This window comes from Paenarthrobacter sp. TE4293 (assembly GCF_050435325.1).
GTDB lineage: Bacteria > Actinomycetota > Actinomycetes > Actinomycetales > Micrococcaceae > Arthrobacter > Arthrobacter nitroguajacolicus_C.
Window position 1 is genome coordinate 391,093 of record NZ_JBNJRY010000004.1, and the last position, 12,534, is coordinate 403,626.

Genomic DNA, 12,534 nt, shown 5'->3' on the forward strand with positions numbered 1-12,534 from the left:
GACGTCCTAAAGGATGCTTGCGATGCGCGGCATCTTCAGGCGCGGCTTGCGGGCCTCTGCCGGACGGGGGTCACGGTGGGCAAGTTTCTCGCGCAGCATGGTCCTGCCTCGGTGGATACGGGACCTCACGGTTCCCAGCTTCACGCCGAGCGCTTCCGCGACCTCGTCATAGGACAGACCTTCAAGATCGCACAGCACGACGGCTGCGCGGAAGTCAGGGGGCAGCTCTTCCAGGGCACGCTGCACGTCAAGGTCGAGGTTGTTGTGCTCGAAGCTTTGCTCCGGGCCGGGTTCGCGGCCGGGCAACCGGGACTCGGCGTCCTCCGCAAGCGCATCGAAACGGATCCGGCTCTTGCGCCGGGCCTGGTCCAGGAACAGGTTGGTGGTGATGCGGTGCAACCAGCCGTCCAAGGTTCCCGGCTTGAAGTTCTCCAGCGAACGGAACACCCGGACAAAAACTTCCTGGGTGAGGTCTTCGGCGTCGAACTTGTTGCCGGTCAAGCGATAGGCGAGGCGATATACCTTGGCGGAGTGGTTCGCAACCACTTCTTCCCAGCTGGGCATGACCCAGTCGGTAACGCCCTCAATGCTCTCCGATGTCTGGACTGGCGCAGCATGCGATGCCGGCATCGTCCACTCCCCTCAAACTGTGGTTCACCGAGGCTTTCGGTGCCGCCCACCTCATGGATGACCGGAGCAACATCATCCCAAGGTTGTCTGGGAATTTCCTGACTGGCAGGACTTTTTCCCGGAGGGCTGAAAACGTCGCCGGACACAACCGCGGGGCGGCTGCGCAACAGCGGGATTCGCGGTCCCTACACAGTAGTCTTGGTACAAACACCCCTACCCGCGGAAAGCGAAACCCTTCATGAGTGCCGACAAGTCAAGCAGCTGGTCCTATGCCGAAGATCTGCCGGCTGAGGATGACGTCTTGTTGCGTGCCCGGGAGCGGTCCTTCGAGCTGGGAGTGACCCCCATCAGCCCGGGCGTGGGCGCGGTCCTGACCGTTCTGGCCGCAGCTTCCAAAGCGCAGACAGTGGTTGAAGTCGGTTCGGGAGCTGGAGTGTCAGGCGTCTGCCTCCTGCGCGGCTTGGGCCCGCAGGCCGTCCTGACCACCATCGACGTTGACGTTGAGCACCTCAAGGCGGCCAGGGAGGCGTTTCTGGAATCCGGCAGCCCCGCAAACCGGACCCGCACCATTTCCGGCCGGGCAGCGGACGTGCTGCCACGCTTGACCGACTCCGCCTACGACCTCGTCTTCATCGACGCCGACAAGCCCAACTTCCCCAAGTACGTGGAGCAGGCGATCCGCCTCCTGAAGGCCGGTGGCACCCTGGTCATCAACGATGCCCTGGACAAGGACCGCGTCTCCAACCCGGCTGCACGCGATGCCACCACCGTTGTTTTGCGTCAGATCGGCAAAGCAATCCGCGACGACGAGCGGCTGGCTTCGGCGATGCTGCCCACCGGCGACGGACTTTTGGTGGCGGTCAAGAAGTAGGCGCCAGCGTTGGCAGGCACCAGCGTTAAACCAAAAAGCAGGGTCCCGGCTCCAGCCGGGCCCTGCTTGGTACATCTATTCGGTCACACCTACGAGGCATTCCTTGAGGTTCTCCGCTTCAGCGGCGTTGAGCTCGACCACAAGTCGTCCGCCGCCTTCGAGCGGCACACGCATGATCAGGCTGCGTCCCTCTTTGGTTACTTCCATCGGGCCGTCGCCAGTACGTGGTTTCATCGCCGCCATTAGGAAAATCCCCTCCATTTGTCCCAAGTCACGCCCAACCCGGCCGGGCTGGATCCGCATCGCAATTGCAGCCGGCGGCACCGCTTGGGAGGCCGCCTTGGCCGGGCACTTTTAGGTGCTTTGTCCTTGCTCGTAGACCATTATCCCGTACTTACCCGTCCGTAGCGAATCAGCACGTGATTTGTCCGGGCTTTGTACATATTGCCTTTCCCCGGCAAAGCTCCACGTCAGGGCGGATAGTCGCCTCCCCCGGGCAAGGGGGCCCATGCCCACAGCCAGACCACCCAGACAATCTGGAGAAGGACGAACATGGCCACCACGGTGCCCCTGTACGCCTTGGATTTGGACAGCATGGCTGCCCCGAGGGCCAGCGGGAACAGCGGCAGGAGCATGCGGAAGGTGCTGGTTTGCGGGTGCAGGAAGACCAGCAGGTATGCCATGTAGCAGGCACACCACAGCCGCAGCTCCGTCCCGATCGCCCTGACCGGCTTGGAGACCATCACCAGCACGAAAAGTCCCGTAAAAATGAAGGGAGCCAAGGGTCCCAAGACCGGTCCGAACAACATACGGCCGGTATCGAACCACGGTTTGAACGGCACAAGGTCGTGGCCACGCCACGCAGTCTCGGTGCGGGTGTACGCCGTCGGGTCCCCTGTCACGGCCCACGCGATGGCCGGCCAGGCCAGAGCACCCAGGCCCGTGGTGGCGACCAGGACGGCCAGTGATACCAGATTGCGCGTCGACGTGGGGTCTGCTCCACCGCCGGCAGCTGCAGTGGAGCCATCAGACGTCAGCGCCGTTGTCGAGGGCCGGCACCGCTGCCACAAGCGCCACAGGAACAGCAGCCCCAGCATCGTGGCAAACGGCACTCCCGTGGGCCTCGACAAACACATCAGGAGCACTACGGGGATGGCGGCCAGATAGTGGCGCCTGACGACGAGCAACAGGGACGCGGCCAGGAGCATCAGGTTCAGGGACTCTGCATACGGAACCTGCAGGATGGGTGACACCGGGAACGTCGACACGAAGACGACGCCCCACATGGCTGTACGCCGGCCTGCAAACTCCCGGAAGAGCGTGTAGATGACCAAAGCCGCGCCGAGGCCGGCCACCATCGCTATCGCCGTCAGCGCAGGGAGGGTTCCGATGCCCGTGATGGCAGACAGGCCCCGGGCCAGAAAGGGAAACAGTGCGTAGAAGGCCCAGGCGTTTTCCTTGACCACGCCGTTGGCATCCACAGGAAGGTCTGCCGGATAGCCGTTCTCCGCTGCTTCCTGGTACCAGCGTCCGTCCCAAATGGTGATGAAGTTCCAGTAATCGGGGGCGGGCGGGAACCACGGGTTGGTGCCCTGCTGGATGGCAGCGGCCATGAAAATGCAGGCGCTGACCAGTCTGGCCGCCACGAACACCAACGAAACCTGGATCCACCACGGCCACCCGGCCATCCGGGTGGCTGCGGCAGAAACTGAGCGCGATATCCGTTCCGTGGGTCCCTGCACTGGCTGGCTCCGGGACTGTTGGCTCACGGTGTGGTCCGGCCGGTTCCGCCGTCCTCCAGCCGAGGCTGAGCCGGTGCACTGAGGCGTTCGATCTCCTGGTCCTTGGCCTGCAGCTGGTCCCGAAGATCATCGAGGACCTGGTCAACCTGGTCCATGCGATATCCCCGCAGCCCCAGGGCGAAACGCAGGGAGTCGACGTCGGAGGGCGTGGCCTTGGCCGGAAGGACCACCGGAGGAAGGTTGGGCACGGGATCGTCCAGGCCCGCTCCGATGGACTTCCCCCGGACCATCCCGGCTCCGAGGTACAGCACAGCGCCGATGAGGACAATCGCGAGAAACACCAGGAAAAAGCTCACAGGTCCATCGTGCCAGAAACGGGTGCCCTATTCCGGGCGCTGGTTCCCGTTGGGTGTGGGAGGGAGCGGGGCGCCGTGCAAAACGCGGTGAACGGCGTCAGCGGGGTCATCCACCAACTGGATCAGGTCCAGGTCCTTTTCGGACACCATGCCCTCCGCCACCAGTGTCTCCCGGATCCATTCGATCATGGGACCCCAGAACCTGACGCCCAGGAGCACGATGGGGAAGGACGTCACCTTGCGGGTCTGCACCAGCACCATGGCTTCGAACAGTTCATCGAGCGTCCCGAGCCCACCCGGCAGGACCACGAAGCCTTGGGCGTACTTGACGAACATGGTCTTGCGGGCGAAGAAGTACCGGAAGTTGATCCCCAGGTCCACCCACTGGTTGAGGCCCTGTTCGAAAGGCAACTCAATGCCCAAGCCCACGGAAACCCCGTTGCCCTCGACGGCGCCCTTGTTGGCCGCCTCCATGGAGCCCGGTCCGCCGCCCGTGATGACGGCGACGCCGGCCTCTGCCAGTTTGCGTCCGACGTCCACGGCCATTTCGTAGTATTCAGTTCCGGGCTTGGTGCGGGCCGAGCCAAAAACGCTTACTGCCGGGCCCAGGTCTGCGAGCGCTCCGAAGCCCTCAACGAATTCGCTTTGAATCCTCAGGACCCGCCATGGATCCGTATGGATGAACTGCCCGGCACCACTGGTGTCCAGCAAATGTTGATCAGACATTCCCGTATCCGCCTGTTTGCGGCGAAGCTCCAAGGAGCCCTTGTGCTTGGCCGGCGCGATGTCCGAGGGCAGGGGCACATTGCTGGTCCTGACCTGGCCGTTGGCATCCGGGCGGGGTACTGGGTGCTGGCTGATGCTCATTGCCCAAGGCTAGCGCTTACAGGCGGCTGCTCCGTTACTGCGACCCGCTTCTTGCATTGCAGTCTGGTATATCGCTGGGGAGCAGGTTTCTGTTCAGTCACGATCTTCAGGAAGTTGCCGTGACCGTGGTCATATTTGCTTCTTTGTTCGCTAGATTCGTCGTATGACTACTCAAGCGTCCGGCGATGCCCTCGTCTCACTGAACGGCGTCAACAAGCACTACGGTCAACTGCACGTCCTCAAGGACATCAACCTCCAGGTCAAGAAGGGCGAAGTGGTGGTGGTCATCGGGCCTTCCGGTTCCGGTAAATCCACCCTGTGCCGTGCCATCAACCGTTTGGAAACCATCGACGACGGTGACATCGCCATCGACGGGAAGAAGCTTCCCGAAGAAGGCAAGGACCTCGCGCACCTTCGTGCCGACGTCGGAATGGTCTTCCAGTCCTTCAACCTGTTCGCCCACAAGACGATTCTTGAGAACGTCACGTTGGGTCCCATCAAGGTGAAGGGCGTGGCCAAGGGAACTGCCGACAAGGAAGCCATGGCTCTCCTGGAACGCGTCGGCGTCGGGCACCAGGCCCCGAAGCTTCCTGCACAGCTCTCCGGTGGCCAGCAACAGCGTGTGGCCATCGCACGTGCTCTTGCGATGAAGCCCAAGGTCATGCTGTTTGACGAGCCCACGTCGGCGTTGGACCCCGAAATGATCAACGAAGTCCTGGACGTCATGATCCAGCTGGCCAAGGAAGGCATGACCATGATCGTGGTCACGCACGAGATGGGCTTCGCCCGCAAAGCCGCTGACCGCGTGGTGTTCATGGCTGACGGCCAGATCGTGGAGGACGCCACTCCCGAGGAATTCTTCACGAACCCGAAGAGCACACGCGCCAAGGATTTCCTGTCCAAGCTTTTGACCCACTAGCTCTTTACCGCCCGCACCCAGGCCGTAGAGACCGCACCCAGGCCGTAAGACGGCCAACCTAAGAAAGGAATGTCATGAAGGCTTTCATTACCCGGAGGAAGTCGCTGCTGGTGGCCGCTTCTGCCGTGCTCGCCCTCTCGCTGAGCGCATGTGGCGGCAGCAGCACCACCACTCCCCCTGTTGCTTCGGCCAGCTTCGAGGCCGGCACCACGATGGAGAAGCTGAACAAGGCCCAGAAGATCACCATTGGCACCAAGTTCGACCAGCCGCTCTTCGGCCAGAAGGGCCTGGACGGCAAGCCTGTCGGTTTCGACGTTGAAATGGGCAAGGCAATCGCCGCCAAGCTGGGCATTCCGGCCGACAAGATCGAATGGGTGGAGACCGTCTCCCAGAACCGCGAATCGTTCATCGAGCAGGGACGCGTTGACCTCGTCATCGCCACCTACACCATCAACGACGCCCGCAAGGAGAAGGTTGCCTTCGCTGGACCGTACTACGAAGCGGGCCAGGCCCTCTTGGTCAACAAGGACGACACCTCCATCACCAAGCCCGAGGACGTCAAGGGCAAGAAGGTCTGCTCCGTGACCGGTTCCACCCCGGCCAAAACCATCGCTGAAAAGTACGGCGCCGAGGTTGTACCTGCTGCGACCTACACCGCCTGCCTGGAGCCGCTGCGCAACAAGCAGGTAGTTGCCGTGACCACTGACAACGTGATCCTGGCCGGCTACGTGGATAAGGAACCGGATGCGTTCAAGCTCGCCTCGGATGAAACCTTCACCAAGGAGCCCTACGGTATCGGCCTGAAGAAGGACGACACTGTCTTCCGCAACTGGATCAACGACCAGCTCGAAGCATTCCAGAAGGACGGCGATTACAAGAAGGCTTGGGAAGCCACTGCAGGCAAGGTCATCAAGACCACTCCTGAACTTCCCGCGGTCAACCGCTACTAGTCGGGATCCGTTGACTGCCGCCGCCCCTTCCGGGCGGCGGCAGTTGACGACTCCAGGACCCTGTTCCCTGATTAGCAGCTGCCAAAGGAAACCATGGACGCCGTCATAGCAAGCCTCCCCGAATACTGGGACGGATTTCTCCGGACCCTTTATCTTTCCGTCATTTCAGGAATCATTGCCCTCATTGTCGGCACACTCCTGGCGGCCATGAGGGTCTCCCCCGTGGCTGCACTCCGTGGTTTCAGCATGTTCTATGTTGAAGTCGCCCGTAACACCCCGTTGACCATTATTTTCTTCTTCGCAGCGATCGTTCTTCCCCGGCTGGGCGTCAAGTTCGAGCAATTCGAAGTCGCCGCCATCATCGCGCTGAGCAGCTACACGGCAGCCTTCATCGCCGAAGCAGTCCGTTCCGGCGTCAACAGCGTGCCCGTAGGCCAAGCCGAAGCTGCCCGCAGCATCGGTATGACCTTCACCCAGGTGCTGGGCTTCATTGTCCTGCCCCAGGCCGTCCGTACAGTCATCCCCCCGTTGATCAACATCCTGATCGCCTTGGTGAAGAACTCGTCCGTTGCCGGCGCGTTCTTCGTCCTCGAGCTTTTCGGCTACGGCCGCAAGCTCTCCAACGACTACGGTGACCAAGTTCTCTGGATCCTGCTGGGAGTGGCGTTCTTCTACCTCCTCATAACGGTGCCTTTGGGACTTTTGGCGCACTTTGTTGAACGAAAGGTGGCGATTGCCCGATGACTTCGGTCCTGTACGACGTCCCCGGGCCCAAGGCCCGCCTTTATTCACTGATCGGATCCGCGGCCGGCATCCTGATCATCCTCGGCATCCTCGCCATCGCAGTGATGACCCTCGCCCAGCAGGGAATCTTCGACGCCGACCGTTGGGAGATCTTCTACGGCCCCATGGCCCCGGATGTCTGGAGCCTGATCGGCCAGGGCATCCTGTCCACGCTGGCCGCAGCTGCCGTGGCAGCGATCATCGCATTCCCCCTGGGCATTGCTCTCTGCTTGCTGCGCATTTCCCTGATTGCCTGGATCCGCATCCCCACCCAGGTGGTCCTTGAGTTCCTTCGCGGCATGCCCGTGGTGCTCATGATGTTGTTCGTCCTGCTGGTCTTCGCCACCGGTCAATTCCAGGCAGTGGTGGTGGGGCTGACGCTCTACAACGCCGCCATCTTTGCCGAAATCCTCCGTGCAGGCATCCAGTCGCTGCCCAAGGGACAACGCGAAGCCGGCCTTGCCATCGGCCTGCGAAGCTTCCAGTCACGCATGTCCATCGAATTTCCGCAGGCCGTCCGCCGCATGCTTCCCTCGCTGGTCGCCCAGCTGGTGGTGCTGCTCAAGGACACCTCGCTCGGCTACATCGTGGGCTATGAGGAACTGCTGCGGAAGATCCAGATCATGGCCGACTTCCTCGGTCCGGACTTCCTGTTCCCGGCATTCTTCGTCGGCGCGGCCATCTATATCCTGATCAACCTGACCGTGTCCCGGATCGCGATCATGATTGAACGCCGTGGTTCCAAGAAGGCCGCCGGTGGCGTCGCGGCGCCCAGCCTCCGGACGGGGCTCATGGTGGGCGGAAACGATCCCCTTGCCAAGGACTCCGTGGAGGGTCCGGACAAGAAGTAGTCCGCAAGCAAACAAAGAGAAGGTCCACAGCCATGAGGCTGCGGACCTTCTCTTTTGGGCGTTGCGGTATCCCGGGCTAGGGCGCCAGCCACGTCCTCAGTGCACGGAGGCACTCGCGGATGGCGTCGGCGTCGACGTGTTCGTTGTCCTTATGTGCCAGCAGCGGGTCGCCGGGCCCGAAGTTAACCGCCGGGATGCCCAGCTCACTGAAGCGCGCGACGTCGGTCCACCCGTATTTGGGCTTGGGCTCGGCACCGACCGCGGCCACGAAGGATGCGGCCGCGGGATGGTTCAGACCGGGCCTGGCGCCGGCAGCAGCGTCGGTACGGACGACGTCGAATCCTTCCAGAAGTTCCCGGACGTGCGCCTCGGCCTCGTCCGGCGTCTTGTCCGGAGCGAAGCGGTAGTTGATTTCCACCACGCAGCGGTCCGGGATGACGTTGCCGGCTGTGCCGCCGTTGATCTTCACCGCGTTGAGGCTCTCGCGGTAATCGAGGCCGTCCACGTTGATGGTGCGTGGTTCATACGCTGCGAGCCTCGCCAGGATGGGGGCAGCAGCGTGGATCGCGTTGACGCCCATCCATGCGCGGGCAGAGTGGGCCGTTTCACCCAGGGTCGTTGCCTCGAACCGGCTGGTCCCATTGCAACCACCTTCCACGGTGCCGTGCGTGGGTTCCAGCAGGATTGCAAAGTCGCCGTGCAGTTGATCACCGTGGTTGCGGACCAACCTGCCCAATCCGCTCTTCACGGCTTCGACTTCCTCGTGGTCGTAGAAAACGAAGGTGACATCCTTGTCCGGTTTCCGGCCGTCGTCGAACAGGGTCGCCGCAAGCGCGAGTTGCACCGCCACGCCACCCTTCATATCGGTGGTTCCGCGGCCGTACAGCACGCCCTCGCCGGGCACGCCGGATTCCCAGGTGGACGGAACGGTGCCCAGCGAGCCTTCAACGGTGGGCAGGGGCACCGTGTCCAGGTGGCCGGCCAGGATGACACGCTCGGGGCGGCCAAGTTCGGTCCGGGCAATGATGGCGTCGCCATCGCGGATCACCGTATAGGCAGGGATGGCGCGCAAGGCGGACTCGACCGCATTAGCCAGTTCTGTCTCGTTGCCGGAGACGCTGTTGAAGTCGATGATCGCGGCCGTCAGCAGGGCAACGTCCTGGCGCAGGTCGAGGAGGGCGGGGGCAGGGTTCAGGGTCACCGGTCCAGCTTAACAACCCTCAATGCGACCACCACGGCATGAGACGGGTTTAAACCGACCTCCGAGTGCTGGATACACTTGGCGCATGACTGAAACTGCTTCCTCTGCTGTGCCCACAGACGCGCCCGCCCACCACCGATCGGCCTACGGGTTCGGCCTCGCCACGATCGCCACCTCGGCCTCCGGGGAAGCAACAGTGCTGGACGTCTGGTACCCGGCTCCCTCGCTGGGCGTTGCCGCCGAGTCCCTGCGCGACGTCGAGAACGCCGACCCGGCACTCACTGCCTTGGCCGACGACGGCAAGGACGCCGATCGCGGCACGGAGCAGAAAGTCGTCTTCGCACAGATCGACCTTGATGCCGCCCCGGCTGACACCGCCGACGCGTACCTGCGCCTGCACCTCCTCTCGCACCGCCTGGTCAAGCCGAACAGCATCAACCTGGACGGCGTCTTCGGCAAGCTTCCCAACGTCGTGTGGACCAACTTCGGTCCCGCCGCGGTTGATGGTTTCGAGTTGACCCGGGCCCGCCTTCGCAAGCGCGGCAACGTAGTGGTTTACGGCGTGGACAAGTTCCCGCGAATGGTGGACTACGTTGTCCCCACCGGTGTGCGCATCGCCGACGCCGACCGCGTGCGCCTGGGTGCGCACCTGGCCGAAGGCACCACCGTGATGCACGAAGGTTTTGTGAACTTCAACGCGGGCACCCTGGGCACGTCCATGGTGGAAGGCCGTATCTCTGCCGGCGTCGTAGCCGGCGACGGCACCGATGTTGGCGGCGGGGCATCCATCATGGGCACGCTCTCCGGTGGCGGCAAGGAAAAGATCGCCCTGGGCGAGCGCGTCCTGCTCGGCGCCAACTCCGGTGTGGGCATCAGCATCGGCGATGACTCCGTGGTGGAAGCCGGACTGTACGTCACTGCCGGAACGCGTGTTCGTGTTCCCGGCCCCAAGGACGAGAACGGCGAGGACACCAGCAAGATCATCAAGGCCGTGGAACTCTCCGGTGTCCCCAACCTGCTCTTCCGCCGCAACTCCACCACTGGTGGCGTGGAAGTCCTTCCGCGCAAGGGCCAGACCGTGGAGCTCAACGAGGCCCTTCACGCCAACTAGCAGGAGGACCTCCGTGCGCCGGTTCCGCCGCGCCATCGTAGCGGTGCTGGCTGTGGCCCTCGTAGCAGGTGCCATTTATGCGATCGTTGCTGTGCTGCAGCGCTCCGAGACCCTGGTCACGGAGCGCTGCGTCGCCGTCGTCGGTGCCGAAAACCACGAGCTCGCCACGGACCAGGCCGCGAACGCTTCCCTTATCACTGCCATATCCGTCCGGCGCGGCCTGCCGCCCCGGGCAGCGAGCATTGCCCTTGCCACCGCCATGCAGGAGTCCCGGCTCCGCAACATCAACTACGGCGACGAAGCCGGCCCCGACTCGCGTGGGCTCTTCCAGCAGCGCCCCTCACAGGGCTGGGGAACTGAGGCCCAGGTCATGGACCCCGTCTACGCAGCGAATGCCTTCTTTGACGGGCTGGTCAAAGTCCCCGGCTACGAATCCATGGAGATCACCCAGGCCGCCCAAGCGGTGCAGCGCTCAGCCTTCCCCCGCGCCTATGCCCAGCACGAGGGCATGGCCAGGGCCTTTGCGTCTGCGCTCACAGGGCACTCCGAGGCGTCACTGAGCTGCGAACTGCGAATGCCCGAAGCGGCTGGCGACCCTGCCGCCGTCGTCGATGAACTTACGGCGGCGTTCGGCACGCAGGCGGCCACCGTCCAAGGCCGTTCGGTCCAGGTGGACATCACCGGCGCCCAGGCTTGGGCCGTTGCCCACTGGGCTGTGGCGAACGCCAAGACCCTGGCCATTACCCAGGTGGATGTTGGGGGCCAGGCGTGGAACCGGGAGAAGCGCGACGGCTGGCAAGCCTCTGCATCCCCTGCCACGGCGGTAACCATTACGGTCTCAGCACCCACCACGTGAGCCCGCTCAGGCGAGGATCTCCACCACCGGCTGAACATAGCTCCGGAACACGTCGGGCTCGGCCAAAAGCTTGTGGCTCATGATCATCGTGCTGGGTTCCAGGTACCAGGCCCTCGGCTCATTCAACGGCAGCTCAATGATGGTGAGCTCGAAGTCCCGGGAACTCCGGCCGACCTCCAGGAGCCGGTCCTCCACCATCTCGCTAAGCATCTGCGTGACGCCGTTGGCCTCACGGGTAGCTTCAAGGTCGGCGTACTCGTCGATCCTGTCGGTGGCCCAGCCCAGGGCCGAGCCGAAGTGGGCCTGCAGCACGCGTTGGAGTGCCGGGGAGTTGCCGAAGGCTTTGAAGCTGGGAGGTGCCAGTTCCGAGGCGGGGTTGGGGTAGGACTTCACCAGGCTTTCCCACCAGGCCTCCCACTCGGTCTTGAGCGCTTGGATGCCCCCGACGTCGGAGGTGAGGTGCTGATGATCGGCATGCCGGACTTTAGGGTCTGCGTGGGACAGGCTCGGTTTACCGGCACCATCCAATCCGGCCACGTCCCGCAAGTACAGGGCGATGAGCATCGGCCCGGACGTGTCCATGGTGATGCGCCATCCCGGGCCGCCTGACTCGTGCATCCGAATTCCTCCCTTGGCAGGTTCCCGACTGTTCCAGTCTATTCCCGTTGCGTCACGACGGTAGGGGCCCGGCGGCTTTGCTTTGCCGGGGAATACTTCCCGCCAGCGGGTCTGCTATCGGGCCGCGGGAACGCCGGGCAGCGACCGCAGGTGGGCTGTGAGGACGTCGCTGCACATCTCGGCCGTCATCCACTCCGGCTGCAATAAAGCGTGCATGCACAAGCCGTCCATGGTCGCCAGGAGCCGTTCCGCTTCGGTGACGAGGGTTTGTTGGTCGTCGGCTCCGCCGGGGCTCAGGAGCATGATCAGACGCCCGACGACGGCGGCTACAGTCCGGTGGCTGCGTTCGGCTTCGGCCGCCAGGACAGGTTTGATCCGGGCGGCGTGCCTGAACGCCATCCACACACAAGCATCCACTGCGAGTTCCTCGTCCAAGGGCAGGAATTGTCCCAGAAGGTTCACCACGGCCAGATGCTGTTCCGGGCTGGCCGGCGTTTCCTTCTCAACTGCTGCCAGTGCTGATTCCAGGCGACCGGCAATGCGGTCGATCACTGCGCCGAACGAGAAGACCAGGAGGTCGTCGCTGCTGGCGAAGTAGTGCCGAACGGAGCCCACTGCCAGGCCTGCCTCGTCGGCAACTTCCCTCAGTGATGCCCGTTCCAGGCCATCGTCGGCAATGATCCGGAATACTGCTTGGACAACTTCCTGGCGCCGGGCTTCGGCATCAACAATTTTAGGCACCAGTAGTTTTTAGCACGAACGTGCTTCAACACCGCTCA

The 12,534-nt window shown here is 63.3% G+C and carries 15 protein-coding genes; 7 read left to right on the forward strand and 8 right to left on the reverse strand.

Translation table 11 applies throughout. From position 1 onward, the window contains the following. Positions 1-6: 6 nt before the first annotated feature. Positions 7-630: an RNA polymerase sigma factor SigE gene (gene sigE, locus QF015_RS10635; protein ID WP_310209235.1), complete on the reverse strand. Its 624-nt coding sequence runs from the start codon at positions 628-630 to the stop codon at positions 7-9. Between the two features lie 238 nt (positions 631-868). On the opposite strand from sigE, the gene QF015_RS10640 reads away from it, so the two are divergent. Beyond that, a complete protein-coding gene (locus QF015_RS10640; protein WP_429388852.1) occupies positions 869-1,501 on the forward strand; it encodes an O-methyltransferase in 633 nt (210 codons plus the stop codon). A 75-nt stretch (positions 1,502-1,576) separates the two neighbouring features. Here the strand turns inward: QF015_RS10640 and QF015_RS10645 are convergent, their stop codons facing one another. From QF015_RS10645 to QF015_RS10660, 4 genes are all read right to left on the reverse strand, one after another. Continuing rightward, on the reverse strand, positions 1,577-1,744 hold the full coding sequence (locus QF015_RS10645) for a DUF3117 domain-containing protein (RefSeq protein ID WP_064721643.1): 168 nt from the start codon (positions 1,742-1,744) through the stop codon (positions 1,577-1,579). Positions 1,745-1,971: 227 nt separating this feature from the next. Then, the gene (locus tag QF015_RS10650) at positions 1,972-3,189 is read right to left on the reverse strand and encodes a hypothetical protein (protein WP_429388999.1); all 1,218 of its coding nucleotides are present in this window, start codon (positions 3,187-3,189) and stop codon (positions 1,972-1,974) included. Positions 3,190-3,266: 77 nt separating this feature from the next. Then, a complete protein-coding gene (locus QF015_RS10655; protein ID WP_429388855.1) occupies positions 3,267-3,599 on the reverse strand; it encodes a DivIVA domain-containing protein in 333 nt (110 codons plus the stop codon). A gap of 27 nt (positions 3,600-3,626) precedes the next feature. After that, positions 3,627-4,466, reverse strand: coding sequence for a TIGR00730 family Rossman fold protein (locus QF015_RS10660; RefSeq protein WP_310209241.1), 840 nt, complete (start codon positions 4,464-4,466; stop codon positions 3,627-3,629). Between the two features lie 163 nt (positions 4,467-4,629). On the opposite strand from QF015_RS10660, the gene QF015_RS10665 reads away from it, so the two are divergent. The 4 genes from QF015_RS10665 (at position 4,630) to QF015_RS10680 (ending at position 7,969) form a co-directional block, all read left to right on the forward strand. Continuing rightward, a complete protein-coding gene (locus QF015_RS10665; protein ID WP_026539964.1) occupies positions 4,630-5,385 on the forward strand; it encodes an amino acid ABC transporter ATP-binding protein in 756 nt (251 codons plus the stop codon). Positions 5,386-5,459: 74 nt separating this feature from the next. Beyond that, positions 5,460-6,335: a glutamate ABC transporter substrate-binding protein gene (locus QF015_RS10670; RefSeq protein ID WP_310209243.1), complete on the forward strand. Its 876-nt coding sequence runs from the start codon at positions 5,460-5,462 to the stop codon at positions 6,333-6,335. Between the two features lie 93 nt (positions 6,336-6,428). Then, entirely contained in the window at positions 6,429-7,079 is a 651-nt protein-coding gene (locus QF015_RS10675) for an amino acid ABC transporter permease (protein WP_026539962.1), read from the forward strand. Further along, positions 7,076-7,969 carry an amino acid ABC transporter permease gene (locus tag QF015_RS10680; RefSeq protein WP_429388861.1) on the forward strand — a complete coding sequence of 298 codons (894 nt, stop codon included), beginning with the start codon at positions 7,076-7,078 and terminating at the stop codon, positions 7,967-7,969. The genes QF015_RS10675 and QF015_RS10680 overlap by 4 nt, the downstream gene beginning before the upstream one ends. 76 nt (positions 7,970-8,045) lie before the next feature. On the opposite strand, the gene dapE is transcribed toward QF015_RS10680, so the two are convergent. Beyond that, a complete protein-coding gene (dapE, locus tag QF015_RS10685; RefSeq protein WP_310209249.1) occupies positions 8,046-9,170 on the reverse strand; it encodes a succinyl-diaminopimelate desuccinylase in 1,125 nt (374 codons plus the stop codon). 85 nt (positions 9,171-9,255) lie between these two features. On the opposite strand from dapE, the gene dapD reads away from it, so the two are divergent. Both dapD and QF015_RS10695 read left to right on the forward strand, forming a co-directional pair. After that, positions 9,256-10,281, forward strand: a complete 1,026-nt coding sequence (gene dapD, locus QF015_RS10690; protein WP_310209252.1) for a 2,3,4,5-tetrahydropyridine-2,6-dicarboxylate N-succinyltransferase — start codon at positions 9,256-9,258, stop codon at positions 10,279-10,281. A gap of 13 nt (positions 10,282-10,294) precedes the next feature. Next, positions 10,295-11,137, forward strand: coding sequence for a hypothetical protein (locus QF015_RS10695; protein ID WP_310209253.1), 843 nt, complete (start codon positions 10,295-10,297; stop codon positions 11,135-11,137). A 6-nt stretch (positions 11,138-11,143) separates the two neighbouring features. Here the strand turns inward: QF015_RS10695 and QF015_RS10700 are convergent, their stop codons facing one another. Both QF015_RS10700 and QF015_RS10705 read right to left on the reverse strand, forming a co-directional pair. Continuing rightward, the gene (locus QF015_RS10700) at positions 11,144-11,755 is read right to left on the reverse strand and encodes a hypothetical protein (RefSeq protein WP_429388866.1); all 612 of its coding nucleotides are present in this window, start codon (positions 11,753-11,755) and stop codon (positions 11,144-11,146) included. Between the two features lie 114 nt (positions 11,756-11,869). Continuing rightward, on the reverse strand, positions 11,870-12,496 hold the full coding sequence (locus QF015_RS10705) for a TetR/AcrR family transcriptional regulator (RefSeq protein ID WP_429388868.1): 627 nt from the start codon (positions 12,494-12,496) through the stop codon (positions 11,870-11,872). Positions 12,497-12,534 lie beyond the last annotated feature (38 nt).